Raw genomic sequence first — 18,048 nt, forward strand, 5'->3', positions numbered from 1 at the left:
GTTTGCATCTCCCCTCATGATTGCCCCAAGCCAACATAATTAATTTCTTTTTCAAATTCCTTCTCCATTTGATCCAGCGCTTCTTGCGGGGTTAGGAAATCCCGTAAAACCGCCTGAATTGCATTCTCCATAATATCGTTCAACTTCGATGAGACGAACGGTACGTCCGGATCGACCAGAATTTTAGCCGCCGATAAGGATTCCAGCAGGGCCGAATACATCGGATTGGAAGCCATCACTTCCGGACGTTCATAATTGGATGTCCGGGTCGGATCCATGGTGTATCCGATTTTCAACAATTCCCCGTCTTTCGAGGTAACGTATTCTAGGAACTTGTAGGTCGCTTCGGGATACTTGGTCGTATTCGTCATCGCGATCGCCCAACCGCCCATTGTCGGCGACCCTCCTGGCGTAACACCAAAACCAACCTTTCCTTTGACCTTCGATTGTTCGCCTTCGATTGTGCTGAACAGCCCCGGCCATTGTTCCATCATGGCCACCTCGCCGCTGGCGAACAAGGCGTTAGCTTCATCCCATCCCAATTGAAGCCATTCCGACGGGGCATATTTGCGCAACTCAAGCATCGTTTCCATGGCTTTCAGGCCCGCTTCGTTATTAAATGCCGGTTTGAAATTTTCATCAACGTCTTTCCCGCCGAATGCCGCCAACCGATTTTGCCAGATCAAACGGCTGTTGGTCTTGGATGCCATTGAACTATACCCGTATTTGGTCGGAGAATCGGGATTATATTTCTGCGTGAAGAACTCGGCCGTCGCCAGGAAATCCTCAACTGTAGTTGGCACCGCCAGCTCTTTCCCTGTTTTCTCCTTATACTGCTTCTGGATCTCCGGGTCTTCGAACAGGTCTTTACGATAGAAGAATAGCTGCGAATCCGGCTTGTACGGGAAAGCAACCAACTTCCCTTTATATTTGCCATAGCTCTCCAACAAGCTTGGGATAAAATCTTCCAAATCTAAATTGGGGCTTCCGATGGAATCCACATAAGGCTGCAAATCCTGGATCAGTCCACCTTCCGCGTAACCGTGCACGTTAGCCACCGGCATCAAAACGGCATCAAAGTGATTTCCTGTATTCAGGTCGAGCTGGATTTTCTCCACGTCGGTTCCTGCCGGAAAACTTTGAATTTCCACCTTCGCGCCCGAAGCTTGTTCGAAATATTGGGCGGCATTTTTCAAAGCGTCCGCAAAATCACCCGCTCTTGTGGCAACTATAATCTTTTGTCCTTCGTATTGCCCTCCCAGTGTTCCTCCTCCGTTCAGATCCTCCAACTTGATCCCGAGCACGTCAGGGGCTTGCACCGTGATTTCTTTGATTTCTCCCTCGCCTTTCGGCGCTGCAGCCTCATCCTTTTTCGCACCGCATGCCCCAAGCACCAGTGTGGATGCCAATAAGCATGCCATCGTCAGTTTCCACTTTCTTCTCATCTTCAGTTCCCCCTAGAAAGTATATTCTTTTTTTAACCTTTGACTGCTCCGGCGGTAATCCCGGCTTGGACGTATTTTTGCGTCGTTAACGCAAGAATGAGGGCCGGTATGAAAGCGATGGTGCCCGCAGCAGCCAAGGTGCCAAACGGCGTGTCCTTCTGCAGTTGAATCATGCCGCTGATCCCAAGCGGAAGCGTCTTGTTTTGATCCGTGAATACGAGAACCAGCGACAAGCTGAACTCATTATAGGCCGCCAGGAATACCAAAATGGAAGCTACGACGATCCCTGGCACGATCAAAGGCAAGGCGATCCTCCAATAGGTGCCGAATTCGCTGCAGCCGTCAATGCGGGACGCTTCAAACATCTCGGTCGGCAACTCATCAAAGAAGCCCATAAACAGCCAGATGGCCAATGGCAGCGAGGCGGTAATGTAAACGATAATGAGCCCAAACAGCGTATCGAGAATCCCTAGTTTCTGAAAAATAATATAGTATGGGATGATAAACACGAGCCCGGGAACCATCCGCATGACGATAATGGCATATTGCCAAAAGGCTTTGCCTTTGAACCTGAACCGCGAAAATCCGTAGCCGGCAAATGTGGCAACGAAACAAGTGCATACGGTTGTCGTTACGGCGACGATTAAGCTGTTCAGAAAATACGTTCCGATTTGATGCTCCGTAAAGACCTCGACATAGTTTCCCAAAACCCACTGGGAGGGAAAAAATTCAGGAGGTACTTTCATGATTTGGCCCACCGACTTGAACGACGTCGTCACAGCCCAATAGATGGGAAACAAAAACAGGACGACGAATAGCAGTAACAACAGGTAGAGCGCGCTTTTCTCGGCATAATGCTTTTTCATAGTTCTCCCCCCCTTTCTATTGTCGTTCGTTACGAAGCACTTTCAGAAATAACAGCGTGACGACGACGATGATCGCAAAGAAGATCAACGCTCCGGCAGACCCTGCCCCAACGTTCATATAACGAAACGCTGTCTTGTAAATCATCGTTCCCATCGTCTCTGTCGAGTCCCCTGGCCCACCGTCCGTCAAGATCATGATCGAATCGAATATCTTCAAAGCGTCCATCACCCGCAACGAAACGACCAGCGCAATAAAATTTCGAATCAGAGGCAGTGTAATCTTAAAGAACGTTTTGAAGCGGGTAGCCCCGTCGATATATGCACTTTCATAAATATCCTTTGGTACCGTTTGCAAAGCTGCGATCAAGATGAGCATACAAAATGGGGTGGAGCCCCAAACATCGATGAGAATAATGGCGATCTTTGCCGGCAGCGTTTCTCCTGTCCAGGCGACCGCTTCCAGCCCGAGTGACTGGATTAAATAATTGATTGGGCCGTAAATGGCACCAAACAAGATCTTCCACATCGTTGTCGACACGACGGGAGCCAACATCATCGGTAGAATAAATAGGCTTTTGAAAATCCTTGTCTGCCTGCTAACTTTCTCATTATTCAAAATCAGTGCCAGCACCATGCCTAACGTTACGTTTATAGCCACCGTGAAGAAGGTAAAAACCAGCGTCCACCCGATCGACTTCATAAACGGACCATTGCTGAACATATATCGGTAGTTTTCCAATCCCCCAAACTTGATCATGCTGTTTGGTAATGAAAGGTTATAGTTCAGCATGCTGATGTATACGGAGTAAAGCAAAGGCACTATAGCCAATAAAGTGATTAGTAATACGGCGGGGCTAATGAAAATATAGGGCAGCATTCTCTCTGAAAGTTTTTTCGTGCGCCCTGTATCCGCTTTCATATAAATCCCCTCACCCCTTTCTGTTGCGCTTTCCATTGCTGAATTCCTTCCCCGCAGGTTAGGTTTGTACTGCTTAACGTACTGTGCCACCTCCTAGTGAAAAACATGCAAGGTTCGAGGCAGGACCATTCAAACCCTTTGTAGAATACATATTAGTATATATAAATAAATTATCATATACTAAATATAGTATAAAGTTTTATGTAATTTTAAAATTCCCTTTTGTATCATGGTTTTTTAATTCAAAAGTTAATATAATGATGTGACTTCCGGTTTGTATGGACACATCTTTCCTTTAACTATATAATCAACTTAGTATACTAATTCCAGTTGGATGTGAGTGAAAATTGACCAAAGAACAGCCATTGTATAAACAAATCCAGGAGAAGATCAAGGAACAAATTCGGCAGGGCGCATTGCGTCCCGGGGATCGGGTCGGATCGGAGAAAGAACTTTCCAAACTTTATCGCGTCAGTCAGATTACAACTAAAAATGCGCTGATTGGCCTTGCTGAGGAGGGCTGGGTTGAACGGATTCAGGGCAAGGGGACCTTCGTTTCCCTTCAATGGGACCCTGTTCGCCTTCCCCCGGCTCATCCGATGATTATCGGTGTGATCTTCCCAAGCATGAAAACTCGAATTGATCAACAACTGCTGAATTATATTGAAAAATATGCCTACGAGGAAGGATTTCAAATTTTGCTGCGGGTCACGCGGGAGTCTGTCGAGCGGGAAACCGAGGCCATCCGCCAATTGCTGGATTTTGGCGTAAAAGGCCTGATCATTTTTCCAACCGAAGCGGAGAACTATAACGAGACTATCATTCAACTGGCATTCGACAAATTTCCGGTTGTCCTGGTGGATAGATTTTTCAAAAATATCCGCATGGCCAGTGTGACCTCAGATAACGTGCAGGGGGCTTTTGACGCGATCGACTATTTATTGTCCAAAGGACACCAGCATATTGCCTACATTTCGCCGGAAATTACGAACTCGGTCACGGAGGATCGGGCCGCGGGTTATGAAAAGGCTTTTCTTAAGCACCACTTCCCGATCGATAAGACCTTGTGGTGCACGCTTGATTTGCCTGTCCTCCAACAAAATCAGGCTAAGCGGAAAATTGCTGATTTTTTAAGAGACAAGGAGCATATCACAGCCATTTTCACCGTAAATGTTCAGCTGGCCCATAATGTTTACGAGTACTTAAGCGATCGGCATTTACTGGATCAAATCGAGCTGGTGACCTTCGACAACCCGGAATTGCCCGGTGTGTCCTATGTGGCCCAGAACATCGAGGAGATCAGCCGCAAAACCGTAGAATTGTTGAAAAGCCAACTGGACGGCCAGGACGCTCCACAACATCATCTTGAACCCGTTCAGCTCTATTTGAAGGACAGGAAGAAGAGATCGGCCGTCCTTATGCAAGAGCAGCAATAAATAAACCCCTGATTTCTTCACATGCAGAAATCAGGGGTTTGCTCTTCTCTCACCTGCTAAACCGCGCTAAACCTCCCGCTTCAAAATGGCGATCCCATTGACCGGCAGCTCGATTGCGCCCTCCGCCGCCCGGCCGGTCTCGACATCGGTATAGCTGCGGCGGTCGAGTTCGACGCGGGCGGCGCGGCCGGAGAAATTCTGCACGAAGACGTATTCGTGCTGGCCGTCCGTCCGCACCTGTGCGGTCACTCCCGCCGGCAGGTCGGTATCCAGCGCCCGGCGGACACCGGCGTCCTGAACGAGCTTGCCGTAAAGCACCGCGTAGAAGGCCGGATCGCTGACGCGGGCCGCCAAATAATACGCTTTGCCTTGGCCCAGTTCGTTGACCGTGAAAGCCGGCTTCCCGGCGTAGAAATCGTCGCGGTACACGCCAAGTACCTGGGAGCCCTCCGCATGGATATGCTCGCACAGCTCATGAATGTCATACGTCCCGCGAAGGCCCAGCGGATTCCCTTCTTCGAGAATCAGCGCGTTGCGGTCATGATCGTGCAGACCATCGATTTCCTCCGCCCACACGCCAACCGTCTTGCGCAGCGGTCCCGGGAACCCGGTCAGGTGGCACAGGTCGTTCTCGTCGACAATCCCCGACCAATACGTCACAAACAAGGTGCCGCCGTCCTTCACGAACTGCTCGATCTTGGCTCCGGTTTCTTCCCGGAGCAAGTAAGCCATCGGGACGACAAGCAGCTTGTAGCCGCTGAAGTCGTCGAACGAACCGATGATGTCCGTCGGTACGCCCAGCTCCCACAAGGCGCGGTACTGCTGCATCACGGTCTCTTCATAATGGATGCCTTTGTTGCGCGGACCCTGTGCGTCGTTGATCGCCCAGCGGTTATCCCAATCGAACAGGAGGGCCGCTTCCGCCGGAACGGCGGTACCCAGCACCTCTGTCAACTCCGACAGGGTCTGGCCAAGCGCGGCGACATCCTCGAACACTCGAGTATGCTCATGCCCAACATGATCGATCACCGCGCCGTGGAATTTCTCGCTGGAGCCGCGGCTTTTGCGCCATTGGAAATATTGCACCGTATCGGAGCCGTGGGCCACCGCCTGCAGGGAGGAAAGCTTGTGCATGCCCGGGCGCTTCAGCTTGCTGACCGGCTGCCAGTTCGTGAGCGAAGGCGTGCTTTCCATCAGCATAAACGGCTTTTGTTTCAACGAGCGGAACAAGTCATGATTGAAGGCAAACCAGGCCCCCACGCCGGCGTCGGAATCCGCCTCATGCCACATCGGGTAAGCATCCCAGGAGATGACGTCCACGACCTTCGCAAACTCGCGGTAATCCAGCCCGTAGAATAAATCCATCATATTTACCGTGCAAGGCAGATCCGGGTTGATCCGCTTCAGCGGTTCGATTTCATGCTTGTAGAAATCGATCGTTTGGTCGGACACGAACCGGCGCCAGTCGAGGTTCTGCCCGTGCACCATCATTTCGCCGTGCGGGGCCGGGGATTCCACCTGCGACCAGGAGGTATACGTATGGCTCCAGAAGTTCGTCCACCAGGCGCGGTTGAGCGCATCCAGCGAGCCGTACTTCCGCTTAAGCCAGGTGCGGAAGGCTTCCTGACAGTAGTCGCAGTGGCACTCTCCGCCGTATTCGTTGGACACATGCCAGCCGACTACCGCCGGATGACTGGAATACCGCTCCGCCAGCCGGGTGTTCATCTGCGTTACTTTTTCCCGGTAAACAGGGGACGTAAAGCAATGGTTATGGCGCATGCCATGAAGGTTGCGCACGCGGTTCTTCTCGACGCGCAGCACCTCCGGGTACTTCTCCGACATCCAGGCCGGCCGGGCACCGCTTGGCGTTGCCAACCAGGCGTAAATGCCGTTCTCGGCAAACGTGTCCAGCGCGCGGTCCAGCCATTCGAAGCGGTAAACGCCTTCTTCCGGCTCCAGCGAAGCCCAGGAGAAGATGCCAATCGCCATCACGTTGCAGTGGGCCAGCTTCATCATACGGATGTCCTCCGCCAGGACCTGCGGGTCATGCAGCCATTGATCGGGATTATAGTCGGCCCCGTGCATGAAGACCGGCAACTTGTCGCTGATTGGCGGGAATTTCATCATCGGTTTTGTGTTTCTACTCATAGGTATATCTCCTCTCCGTTTCTGATCTGTATTGAAGTAGATTGAATTCCAACGACTTATCGCGAAATGCAAAAGTGCAGTTGATCTCCCTGTCACGCCCCGCTTGCGGCCCTTCAAATGCAAAAGTGCATCTGATTTCCGGGCACCGGCCCCTTTTTGTCTCAATCGCCTTCAGCCGGATGTACTTATGCACTTCACTCGCTTCATAAGGGAATTTCCCCGTAAATCGAATGCACTTTTGCAGTTCGCTCTCCCCAACGGCCGTTACGGTTACTCTTTCGACGAAATGTAACTAGGAACGAAAAGGAGGGGACGGGCGTCCCCTCCTTCCACCCCGCCGCTTATTGCGCTTGAGCAGCTAAGAATGCGTCGATTTGACTCTGCAGCTCTTGTTGAATTTTGTCCAGACCGGCCGCTTTCAACTGTTTGTTCAGGTCGGCTTGCCCTTTCTCCAGGTCTTTGATCAGACCGTATTCCAGCGGGATCGCGTAACGCAGCATCACGTTGCCTACGTTCGCGACTTCATTCTTCACTTTGGTATCGTCAAACACGAAGGTCTCCAACGGGAAGTGGTACACTTTGGACTGCCAGTCCGCCAACATTTGATTACCTTCTTCCGGATAGGAAGAGTCGGTACGGTTCAGCAGCGAGTTCCAGCCCCATACGGAGTATCCCGACAAGTTGTAGTTGTTGAAGCTTGGTCCCGGGCTGTATTTGTCGTCGCCGATCGGCTCGTAATGCTTCCCGGCGATGCCGTACATCGTCAAGTCATGGATTTCCTTATCGTTTTGCAGCAGGTCGATCAGCATCAGCGAACGCTCTGCGTTTTTGGAAGTCGCGTGGATCGCCATCCCGTTCTGCGTGGAAATCGCCCCGATTTTCTTCTTATCCGGCGTCAAGTCCGCGACCGTGACTTCCATTTCCGGCTTGTCGCGGCGGATTTCGCCGACGTTGCTCGAAATCGTTCCCAGGTTTTGCGCGTAGGAGGAAGTCTTGCCGGCTTTGATGTCCTGGAAGACGTCGTTCTTGTTGCTTACGATGTTCTTGGACCAGCCGTTGTTATCGGCCAAATCCTTATAGTACTTCACCAGCTCGGTGAATTCCGGCGTATCGTATACGTTGAAGACTTTCCCCGTAGCATCGTCCAATTTGTAAGCGAGCGGGAAGTTATAATCGACCAGGTTCCACTCGTTTTGCTGCTCCAGCAAAATTTGATCCAGCTCATGCCATTTCCATCCGTCGGCCGGTTTCGCGCCGAAAGGACTGATGCCTTTCTCGCCCGCCCCGATCGCTTTCAAGTAAGCCGCATAAGTTTCCGGGCTGTTGACCGGATCCAGATTGTACTTCTTGCGCAGGTCTTCGCGCACCAGTACGACCTTGTCGGTCACTTCCTGATTGTTGTTCGGCACCATGTACAGCTTGCCGCTCACTTTGGCTTGATCCCAGGAGGCTTGCGGCATCGCTTCCCAAGTCTTCGGAGCGTACTTCTGCAGCATCTCCTCCGTCAGCTCCAGGAATCCCCCCTTCAGCACCTGGTCATTATAGAACGCCCAGTTCGCGGTGTAAGCGATGTCAAAATCCTCATTGGCTGCGAATTTCAGCGGATATTTCTGGGTCCAATCGGCCCAGTCGAGAAACTCGGTTTCGACGGTGGCGTTAATTTTCTCTTTCAGCAGCTTGTTCAGTTCGCCATAAACCTCATCATAATCCGTCGGTTTACTGCCGACCATCAACAGCTTCAGCGTCACTTCCTGGGACGTATCCACCGCCCCGTCAGTTGTTGCGGTATTGGCCGCCGCATTGTTCGGAGCCGCCGTATCCGGCGTATTGGCACCGCCGCCTGCGTTATTGCCCCCGCCGCCGCAAGCGGACAGCAAGGTCGTCAATGCCAGTACCATAGCCACTAGAAACATTGCTTTCTTTTTCAGTTTCATGACGGATGTTCCCCCTAAAATTATGATAGGAAAAAAATTTGAGTTGCTTCCTCTATCTGATAACCGGGTTGCCCCGAGGTCACCCTTTCACCGCACCAATCGTTAATCCTTGCACGAAGTAACGTTGGATGAATGGATACGCGATCATGATCGGGCCGGTGGCCACGACCGTCATCGCCATCTTCAAGCTCTCCGTCGGGATATCCGACGAGACGACGGCTCCCGCCGCCATCATCGCTTTGCGCATCCCGTCCATGTTGCCAAGCAAGCGGTACAAATAATACTGCAGCGGCATCAGGTCGGAATTGGAGATGAACAATAGCGCGTTATACCAGTCATTCCAGTAGCCCAGGGCGATAAACAGCCCGATGGTGGCCAGCGACGGCTTCGACAGCGGAAGGACGAACCGCAGATAAATCTGGAAGTCGCCCGCCCCGTCGATCTTCGCCGACTCGATAATCGCCTCCGGAATGCTGCTCATGAACGATTTCATCACGATGATATAGAAGACGTTCATCAGCATCGGCAGAATCAGCACGAGCAGCGTATCCTTGAGATCAAGGTAGTTCACAATCAGCAAGTACCAAGGAACAAGCCCGCCGCTGAACAGCGTAGTGAAGAAGAAGAAGAACGAGAAGTGGCTGCGCCATTTAAAATCCTTGCGCGCCAGCACATAAGCCGTCATCGAGGTGAGAAACAACCCGAACAGCGTGCCCAGCAAGGTGACGGTAATCGTTACGCCGTACGCCTTCAGCATTTCTTGCGGATATTTGAACAGAATGCCGTAGGCTTCCAGCGAGAATGCAGTCGGGATGAGCTGGAACCCGTCCTCGATGATCTTGCTCTCCTCCGTCAGGGAAGAGGAAATAACCAGGATGAAAGGAAAGAGACAAAAGACCGCCAGCAAAGTGAGCGCCACATATCCGATGAGCTGCAGCAGCAGACGGTCGACGGATTTGCGTCTTTTCGCTTCCGGCTTCACGGCCGGTTGCAAGTTTGGGGCCATCGTACTCATAAGCGTTAACCTCCACTCGTTTCATTCATGTTGATTCGTCCGGTTGTCCTTCTATGCCGCTTAGAACAAAGCGCGGTCCTTGTCGTATCTGCGCACGGCATAGTTCGCCAGCATAATGGTCGCGAAGCCGAGAATCGACTGGTAGAACCCTGCCGCGGCGGACATCCCGATCTCGTTCGAGGTCGTGAGCATCCGGAACACGAAGGTGTCGATGACATCGGTCGAGGAGAACAATAAGCCGTTGTTGCCCACCATGTTATAGAACATTCCGAAATCCCCGCGAAAAATATTGCCGATCGCCAGCAACACCAGAATAATCACCGTCGGATAGAGGTTCGGAATCGTGATTTTGCGAATCCGCTGGAATACATTGGCGCCGTCGATCTCGGCGGCTTCATACATCTCCGTGTCGATGCTCGTAATGGCGGCCAGGTACATGATCGTCCCGTAACCCAGCGTTTTCCACGCCGACACCACAATGAGGATCACCGGCCAGTAAGCGGCCGTGTTGTAGATATCGATCGATTCCAGGCCAACCGCGTTCAAGAGTACATTGATCGTCCCGTAATCGAAGTTAAACAGGTTGTAGGCAATCGCGCCGACGACAACCCAGGAGATGAAGTACGGCAGGAACATCACCGTCTGCGTAATTTTGCGGAACCATTTCCCCGCCACCTCGAACAGCAGGATCGCCGCAAAAATCTGCACCACGTTGTTCACCACGATAAACGCGATATTATACAAAGCGGTGTTGCGGGTAACCCGCCAGGCGTCCCCGGAATCGAAGAAGAACCGGAAGTTGTCCAGCCCGTTCCAGGGGCTCCCGAACACCCCGCCCGTGTAGTTGTATTGTTTGAAAGCCAGGACGATCCCCGCCATCGGCACGTAGGCGAACAGCAGGAAGAACAGGACGGCCGGCGTCAGCATAAGCAGCAGAACTCGATATCTCTTCACATCGTTCCAGAATCCGCTTCGCTTCATGTTTCGAACTCCCCTCTTGGTTGTCTCTATATCCACAGTATAGAGGAGAGCGCTTACCTTCGGGATTCAGGGAAACAACAAAAAGTAATACATATTCCACGATGGCGAAAAATGAGCGGAAATTTAAAACGACCCCGTCTTCCGTGAATATACCGGCGAGACGAGGTCGGGTAAACGATCTTCAGATTTTATGGGCTTTCCGGTATTCTCCAGGGGTCATCCCCATCGCCTGCTTAAATTGGCGGTTGAAGTAAATGATGTTCTTATAGCCCATCCGCTCGGCGATTTCGTAGATTTTCAGCGTTGGGTCGGTCAACAGCTCGCAGACGCGTTTGGTCTTGAGTTCGTTCAGATAATCGCTGAAATGCCGGCCCATTTCTTCCTTGAACAAGTAGCCGAGATAATTCGGCGTGAAATCGAAATGGGCGGCGACGTCCTTCAGCGTCATTTTTTGCTCCAGATTCGATTCGACATAGGACATGATTTCCTGGATCAGCTTGCGTTTTTGCTTCTGCCGCTTGACGTACAACAGCTCGGACAATTCAAAGAACCGCCTCCGTAGCCACGAGGTGATATCATGGATCGTCTCAAATTGGAACAGCAGCATCGGCTGGTGCGTATCCCATTTCAGCAGCTCGTACAAATTCTCGTTGATCTCGCGCAGATCGGCATGCAGCTGGGTGGTGATGCGAATGATCAAATCGTAAACCTCGTTCTTCTGGGCCAGCGGGGAACCCTGATAGAACAACTCCAGCAGGCAGTCGTCGATCGTTACGAGGTCATAGGTCAAAATGGCCTTCAGCATCCGCTCCAGGATCTCATCGGTCCGGGCACCGGCAAATCGACTCTCGCCCGGCTGGACCCGGCTTTCGCGAATCAGCCGGTCCTTGCCGACCAGCCACTTGGCACTGAGCGCTGCCTGAGCCTGACGGTAAGACGCCCGCAGCCCCTCTTCCTCAAGTGCACAACCGCCGACCCCAACCGTTACGGAGAACGGGGAGATGCCGCGGACCGCCCGGATCAGCTCCTCCAAGAGCTCCAGGAACACGGTTTCCGGAACGGATGCGAGCAGCACAAACCGCGTCGGCTGGCTGACGATGAACGTGCCCAGCTTCATTTCGATGGCAAAATGCCGGAGGAACGCCATCACCTTCTGAATCTGCTTGCGCCGTTCCTCCTCCGGCATATCGCCGGTCTTCCATTCCAGGTCATCGATTTCGATGAGAGCCACCGCGGTTCCAGTCTGGAAGAGCGTGTGCAAAAATCCGCGAATATGCCCCTCCACCTGCTCTGGAGAAATCTCATTCAACCAGCGCAGCAGCAGTTCCTCATTCACGAGCGTAAGCGCCTCCGTAAACGTGCGGTCCTGGTCCCGTTCCCGTTTGATTGCAGCGCACAGCTCACCCAGCATTTTGTAGAGCTCTTGATCCTCCACGGGCTTCAGCAAATAACCCGAAGCGCTGATCTTGATGGCCTCTTTGGCGTACTCGAAGTCTTCATGGCCGCTGATGAACACGATCTTGACCCCCGGCTGGATGGCCTTCGCTTTGCGGGCGAATTCAATTCCCGACATAATCGGCATCCGGATATCGGACAGAATCAGATCGATCCGCTCCCGCTCCATTGCCTTGAGCGCGTTAAAGCCGTTATTGGCCGTCGCCGCAACCTGCAGGTTCAACCCGCTGCTAAGCACTCTGCGGCGCAGCCACTCGAGATCGACCGCCTCGTCATCGACAAGCAATACGTTGATATTCATAACCGTCATTCCTTCTGGTAATTTTGCTCTTTATCTCGAGCATACTTGCCGTTCCTTGCTCTGAACATAGCGGTTTGCAATGAAAACCTATACAAATTCACCGATTCCATGTCTCTCAGCCATCCGAATCGCAAGGTTATTCCAGGGACGGAAGCTCCCCGGGGTTCGCCGGAAGAAGGATTTGGACCGTGGTTCCGCCTCCGTAGATACTGGCGATCCGAATTCCATATTTGTCGCCGTATCGCAGCTTGATCCGCTCGTTTACGTTCTTCACCCCGTAGCCGCCCGATTGGCTCGGACCGATCAGCAGCCGCTGCACCGTGCCCGGCCGCATCCCGATCCCGTTGTCGATGACCTTCAGTTCGAGGTTCTCGCCTTGCCGTTTCCCCGTGATAATAATCGCGATCGATTCGCCGAACCAGGCATGCTTAAACGTATTCTCTACAAACGGCTGCAAAATCAGCTTCATCACCTGCACCTGCATGAGCCCCGGATCCACGTCCAGATGGACGGAGAACGCCCCGGCGTATTTCACCCGCTGGATATCCAGATAGGTCTCCACCTGCATCAATTCGTTCTCCAGCGGGGTAAATACGTTGCCTTGATTCAGGGTTAACCGGTAAAACCGCGACAAGCCTTGGACCATCTCGGTCACCTTGGCCGTCTCGCCCAGATTGGCCAGGCTGCTGATCGTTGATAACGTATTATAGAGGAAATGCGGATTGATCTGCGACTGAAGCGCCTCCAACTCGGCTTGCTTCTTCTGGATTCCCTGCACATACACGCTGTTGATCAGCCCCTGGATATTGGCGGCCATGACGTTAAACGCATCGGCGATATGCACGAATTCGTCGTTGCCCGAGAAGCGGATCCGCTTCTGGAAGTTCCCTTCCTGGAACGAGCGGACGAGCCATACGATCCGTTTCATCTTCCGGCCGGACAACCCCGCCACGATATAGCCGATGAAGGCCATGCCGACGAAGCTGATCCCGCATACGGTAAAAATCACACGCTGCAGCCGGCCGGCATCCTTGGTTAGATACGCCTTCGGAACCAGCGCTTCAATCACGAAATCGGAGCCGGGAATCGGTTCGTGCAGCCTTAGATAATCATCATGCCGGGCTCCCATTTCGGCGTTGCCCCGCTGGTAGAGCAAGGCGCCTCCCGACGCCGAGTTAATCAGGCGTACCGTGATCCCCTGCTCGACGGGGAAGGTGGAGAAGTCGCCGAACAAATCATCCAGGGAAGCGGTGATGCGGACGTAGCCGATCACGGTCATGTTCCCGCTATACGAAACCAGGCGGCGAATATGGGAGATGTTCCCGAGCCGCTGATCGGTGTCGATCTGCAGCCAGATATTGTCCCGCTCGGAATCTTTGAATTCCTTATACCAAGCGCTGTCCTGGATGTCCTCAAAGGGGAGGATATAATAATCGCTGTCCTTGATCGGGTCTTCCAGATTATCCCCCGAGACGATGTTCAACTCGCTGTTCAGCGTATACAACATCAGCCGGATATCGTTCCCGAACAGCTTGAGCGGGGCGGAAATTTCCGGAACGATCGTATCGAGCATCACCAAATAAATGTCATAGGGTTCACCTTGGGTTTGCAGCGCCCGTTGAAAGGCCAGGTTGCCGAACAGGTTGTCCGACATCCGCTGAATCTCGTCCATCTGGTAGCGGATGTTGTTCCGGGCCTGCTCCATGCCGGTGCGGATGTTCGTCTCGGCCATCTCCGTCCGGGATTGAATCAGCATCGTATACGAGACGTAGCCGATGATCGCATCCGTTAACAGCACGAGCAGCAGGTAGGGAATCAGCATTTTGTAGGTGAAGGGAATGTATTTTTTCATCAGATCGCCAGGCTTCCTCATGGATTTAATCGCTTTCAATCAATTTCATATCCATCATATCGGCCCTGGTCCGGAAAATAAACCATCAAAAAAAAACCAACCCGGGCCGCTGGCTTTCTCTAGCCATCCGAATTGGTTTAGGGAGGATCCTTATAAAACTTCCGCGTTCTTTACGGCATGTTCCCAACTGGGAAAATAAAACAAAGCGTTGCGCATCAACTCTGGATCGTTATGCTTAACCTGCTTCTTGCTCAGCGAAACGCCTTCACTCTGCAACCGTTTGATTCGGCGGACAACTTCATCCGCTCCAAGAGTGGCATCCATACAGCTTTGCTCCTTCCGTATCAGGTTGTCTATAGGCTTTCTATAATTTCGCCAATATATACTTTTATTTCCAATTTATTTCATTCAATAAAAATGCCTGCTCTTGTTATCGCCTACACCCCGAGCGTCGGTTACAACGTAACGCCGTCCCCCGAACGAGGGAGTTGCCCGCCCCTCCCCGTCAGGAACATCCGAATCGCCCGCCGGTTCGCGTACGCCAACACCAGCAGATTGACCAGCCAGACCCCCCATATCGCCCGAGGTGCACCGACGGACATGAGATAAACCGAAAGCAGCGCCATCCCGGCCACAACTTGGAAGCCGTCCGCTTCGCGCGACGCATATTTTCCGTTCTTATAGAATGAAAATGCCGCAAGCAGCACTGCGAGAATGACCGCATAGGCCAACGCCGCCTCGAACCGGGTGAGCGCACTCCAAACGCCGAAGGTTACCGCAATCGTTTTCCCTCCTTTGAACTTAAGGAAAGGGGAGAAGGCGTGACCCAGAATCGGCGCCGCGGCGACAACGGTCATCCCGTACCCCCACCCCAGCACGCCCGATTCTACCAGGAACACCAGCGGCACATACCCCTTCAGAACATCCAGCAGAATTCCGGCCAGCCCCCAGCGATACCCGGCTGCCTGCCACAGGTTGAACGCACCGGGATTGCCGTCGCCCACCTGCTTGAGATTCTTCCGAGCCAGCTTGCCCAGCCAATAAGAAAACATCAATGCCCCGCACAGGAACTCGGCAATAGCCATCCAGAAGATCATCGGTCTCCCCTGCTTCCAACCTGCACGTCCCGGCCCTTCCACGTGACCGATCCGCGAAAGGCGACCTGATAAGCCGAATAGACCAGCACCACCAGAAAGAATATCGTGGACAACACGTGAAGCAGCGGCATCCACCTGCCGAATTTCCCTACATAACGCACCAGAAAATAAAGCTGCGCGGCATACAGCAAATACCCCACCAGCAGCGGATAAACCCAGGACGTATTCCAAAGGAACAGCGCCCCTTCGGAGACGATCAGCCCGATCAGCCACAGGGCGACCAGCACCGTGGTGGCCAGCCGCAGCTTGGCCGTGCTCAGCACCGCACCTTTCCCGAACCCCTCCAGCTCGCTGCGAATTCCGTTCGGGTACATGCGGAAGGAGACCAGGCCGCCGCCGAGATAGTTGGTGACGCGAATGCCCGCCGCCCGGAATTTGGCGCCAAGGTTCAAATCGTCCAGCAGCTCCGAACGTATGCTGTCATGGCCTTGAATAGCCTCGTAGTCGCGACGCGTTGTCACGATACACGAGCCGTACAGCCCCTTATGCGGGCTGTTTCGCTCATAAGGCGACGTAAACGCAAATACACCCAGGACGTTGGTGATCAACGCCAGGCGTTCGTAGAACTTCTCCGTGACATGGAACGGCACGGCGGACAGGGCGCCCCCGGCTTCGGCCCGGGCTTGCAGCAGCGATTCAAGCGCCCGGGGAGCCAGACGAAGATCGGCATCCAGGAAGGCGATCACCTCGCCGGTGGATTGCCGGTATCCGTTCCAAACCGCCCAGGTTTTCCCCGTCCAGCCGGGTGGCAACACGTCGTTTCGAATCACCTTTACCCCGTAACCTTCAGCAATCTCATAAGTTCCATCCTCGGAGAAATCGTCCACCACGATGATCTCGTAGGGCAGATAGGTTTGCTCTTGCAGGGAACTCAGCAGATGCGGCAAATTCCCTGCCTCATTCCGTGCCGGGATAATGACCGACACCTTCTCGCCCCCCGGATAAGAGGCGCCCCGTTCGGGAAGCACGACGGCGCGGAACAACAACCATCCCGCCGTCCATCCGATTGCCAATACGATCCAAATTCCCATCGCTGCCCCACCTCTCCGCATGCCGGAAATAAAGTGAAATTACGTATATGAGTATTCTATGTTCGTAATAGCATAGATGTCCGAAAAAGTGTCAAAGACTACCGCTAGTGTAGTTGACATTCGCGGATTTTTCAATGGACTCGGACGATAAATTTACGTTTGAGGAATAAAGGAACAAACTTCCCTTATTTTTGCGTAAGCGGCCCCTCACCTGATCCATAACGGTAAAAAATGGCCTTATTTTACGGGAATAGTCCCAAATTACCGTTTCAGCAACCGATTCGACGGGAATAAGACCATAAAGTGGCCTTATTTCCGCAAGAAGAGACTTCAAATTGAAAATAAGGCCACAAACTTCCGCTATTGAGACGAGGATATACAAATAGAGGGTCGCCCCTCCGTCATCGGTGATGACGATAGGGGCGCCCTCTTTCTACTCCTCATATCGGTATGATGATGTTAGGATAACGTGCCAAAGATGTCGTCCAGCGCAATATCCGCTACCGCCATCACTTCGTCCGCCGCGCCATAATACATGCGAACGGTATCTCCGACCAGCAGCGCACCGCAGGAGAACACGACTCCGCCGAAAAATCCGTTCACCTCATAATCCGCTTCCGGCTCGATAAACGGCCGAACCGATCGCCCGATGACTTTTCCCGGATCTTCCAGATCAAGCAGCACCGCCCCCATACAGTATCGATGGCTGGCATCCGCCCCGTGGTACAATGCGAGCCAGCCGCGCTCCGTACGAATCGGAACCGCGCCTCCGCCCATTCTCGCCGAATCCCAGCCTTGCTCGCTGAGGCCCATCAGGAAGCGGTGGTTGCCCCAATGCAAGAGGTCCGGCGATTCGGCGATCCACATCTCCGGGGCGCCGAACGATTTCGGAACCGGACGGTGCAGCGCGTAATATTTGCCGCCGATTTTTTCCGGGAACAACATGACGTCTTTATTCTCGGGAGCCAGCATCAACCCGTGCCGTTTGAACGTGCGGAAGTCTTTCGTCTCCGCCAGACCTGCGCCAACGCCGCGAATGGACGCCGAACTGTAGGTGATGTAATACGTATCCCCGATTTGGGTGACTCGCGGATCCTCTATCCCCCAAGCTTCCAGGGCATTCTCCGGGAACAAGGCCGGCTGCGGATCGACTTCGAAATGAATGCCGTCCTTGCTTCTTGCCACACGGAGATGGGAGAGGGACGTAAGCATGATCACCCGTCCGTCCATGGCCACAAAGCGTGAATCGGAGAAATCGTAACGCGGATCGGTATCCTCATAACGCTCCACGATCACCTCGGTCCCCGCTTCGTTTAACCGCGGAACCAGCACCTCACCGGCCCGGACCGAAATCGGCGCTTCCGCAACGCGAAGGAGCAGAATCGTTTCGTCTTTGTATTTAGCAACACCGGCGTTGAAGGCTCCCAACACTTTAAAATCAGGACGCGAAGGCTGAACATCCTCCGTTCGGATCAAGGGATTTTGCGCGCAGCGTTTCACATTCATAG

14 protein-coding genes are annotated in these 18,048 nt (G+C 53.1%); 1 reads left to right on the plus strand and 13 read right to left on the minus strand.

From position 1 onward, the window contains the following. Positions 1-14 precede the first annotated feature (14 nt). From BN3795_RS04810 to BN3795_RS04820, 3 genes are read right to left on the minus strand one after another with little or no spacing between them, the layout of a single operon-like run. On the minus strand, positions 15-1,445 hold the full coding sequence (locus BN3795_RS04810) for an ABC transporter substrate-binding protein (protein ID WP_068783577.1): 1,431 nt from the start codon (positions 1,443-1,445) through the stop codon (positions 15-17). Between the two features lie 32 nt (positions 1,446-1,477). After that, positions 1,478-2,311 carry a carbohydrate ABC transporter permease gene (locus BN3795_RS04815; protein WP_068783578.1) on the minus strand — a complete coding sequence of 278 codons (834 nt, stop codon included), beginning with the start codon at positions 2,309-2,311 and terminating at the stop codon, positions 1,478-1,480. A gap of 16 nt (positions 2,312-2,327) precedes the next feature. Beyond that, positions 2,328-3,266 carry a carbohydrate ABC transporter permease gene (locus BN3795_RS04820; RefSeq protein WP_068783579.1) on the minus strand — a complete coding sequence of 313 codons (939 nt, stop codon included), beginning with the start codon at positions 3,264-3,266 and terminating at the stop codon, positions 2,328-2,330. Positions 3,267-3,577: 311 nt separating this feature from the next. Between BN3795_RS04820 and BN3795_RS04825 the strand changes: the two genes are divergently transcribed. Beyond that, the gene (locus tag BN3795_RS04825; RefSeq protein ID WP_110945014.1) at positions 3,578-4,666 is read left to right on the plus strand and encodes a GntR family transcriptional regulator; all 1,089 of its coding nucleotides are present in this window, start codon (positions 3,578-3,580) and stop codon (positions 4,664-4,666) included. Positions 4,667-4,732: 66 nt separating this feature from the next. Here the strand turns inward: BN3795_RS04825 and BN3795_RS04830 are convergent, their stop codons facing one another. From BN3795_RS04830 to BN3795_RS04870, 10 genes are all read right to left on the minus strand, one after another. After that, positions 4,733-6,814 (minus strand): beta-galactosidase, encoded by a 2,082-nt coding sequence (locus tag BN3795_RS04830; RefSeq protein WP_068783580.1) that lies wholly within the window; start codon positions 6,812-6,814, stop codon positions 4,733-4,735. A gap of 341 nt (positions 6,815-7,155) precedes the next feature. Beyond that, entirely contained in the window at positions 7,156-8,748 is a 1,593-nt protein-coding gene (locus BN3795_RS04835; protein ID WP_068783581.1) for an ABC transporter substrate-binding protein, read from the minus strand. 79 nt (positions 8,749-8,827) lie between these two features. Then, complete coding sequence (locus BN3795_RS04840; protein WP_110945015.1) at positions 8,828-9,763, minus strand: carbohydrate ABC transporter permease; 936 nt, start codon at positions 9,761-9,763, stop codon at positions 8,828-8,830. A gap of 60 nt (positions 9,764-9,823) precedes the next feature. Continuing rightward, positions 9,824-10,744 carry an ABC transporter permease gene (locus BN3795_RS04845; RefSeq protein ID WP_068783582.1) on the minus strand — a complete coding sequence of 307 codons (921 nt, stop codon included), beginning with the start codon at positions 10,742-10,744 and terminating at the stop codon, positions 9,824-9,826. A 181-nt stretch (positions 10,745-10,925) separates the two neighbouring features. Continuing rightward, positions 10,926-12,500, minus strand: coding sequence for a response regulator (locus tag BN3795_RS04850; protein WP_068783583.1), 1,575 nt, complete (start codon positions 12,498-12,500; stop codon positions 10,926-10,928). A gap of 136 nt (positions 12,501-12,636) precedes the next feature. Further along, positions 12,637-14,352, minus strand: a complete 1,716-nt coding sequence (locus tag BN3795_RS04855; protein ID WP_068783584.1) for a sensor histidine kinase — start codon at positions 14,350-14,352, stop codon at positions 12,637-12,639. A 150-nt stretch (positions 14,353-14,502) separates the two neighbouring features. Next, positions 14,503-14,676, minus strand: coding sequence for a hypothetical protein (locus BN3795_RS25460; RefSeq protein ID WP_198524648.1), 174 nt, complete (start codon positions 14,674-14,676; stop codon positions 14,503-14,505). A gap of 131 nt (positions 14,677-14,807) precedes the next feature. Continuing rightward, entirely contained in the window at positions 14,808-15,449 is a 642-nt protein-coding gene (locus BN3795_RS04860; RefSeq protein ID WP_068783585.1) for a glycerol-3-phosphate acyltransferase, read from the minus strand. Continuing rightward, complete coding sequence (locus tag BN3795_RS04865) at positions 15,446-16,540, minus strand: glycosyltransferase (protein WP_068783586.1); 1,095 nt, start codon at positions 16,538-16,540, stop codon at positions 15,446-15,448. Before BN3795_RS04865 ends, BN3795_RS04860 begins: the two co-directional genes overlap by 4 nt. 459 nt (positions 16,541-16,999) lie before the next feature. Continuing rightward, on the minus strand, positions 17,000-18,046 hold the full coding sequence (locus BN3795_RS04870; protein ID WP_068783587.1) for a glycoside hydrolase family 130 protein: 1,047 nt from the start codon (positions 18,044-18,046) through the stop codon (positions 17,000-17,002). Positions 18,047-18,048: the final 2 nt, after the last annotated feature.

It is taken from the genome of Paenibacillus phocaeensis (assembly GCF_900021165.1).
Taxonomy (GTDB): Bacteria; Bacillota; Bacilli; order Paenibacillales; family Paenibacillaceae; genus Fontibacillus; species Fontibacillus phocaensis.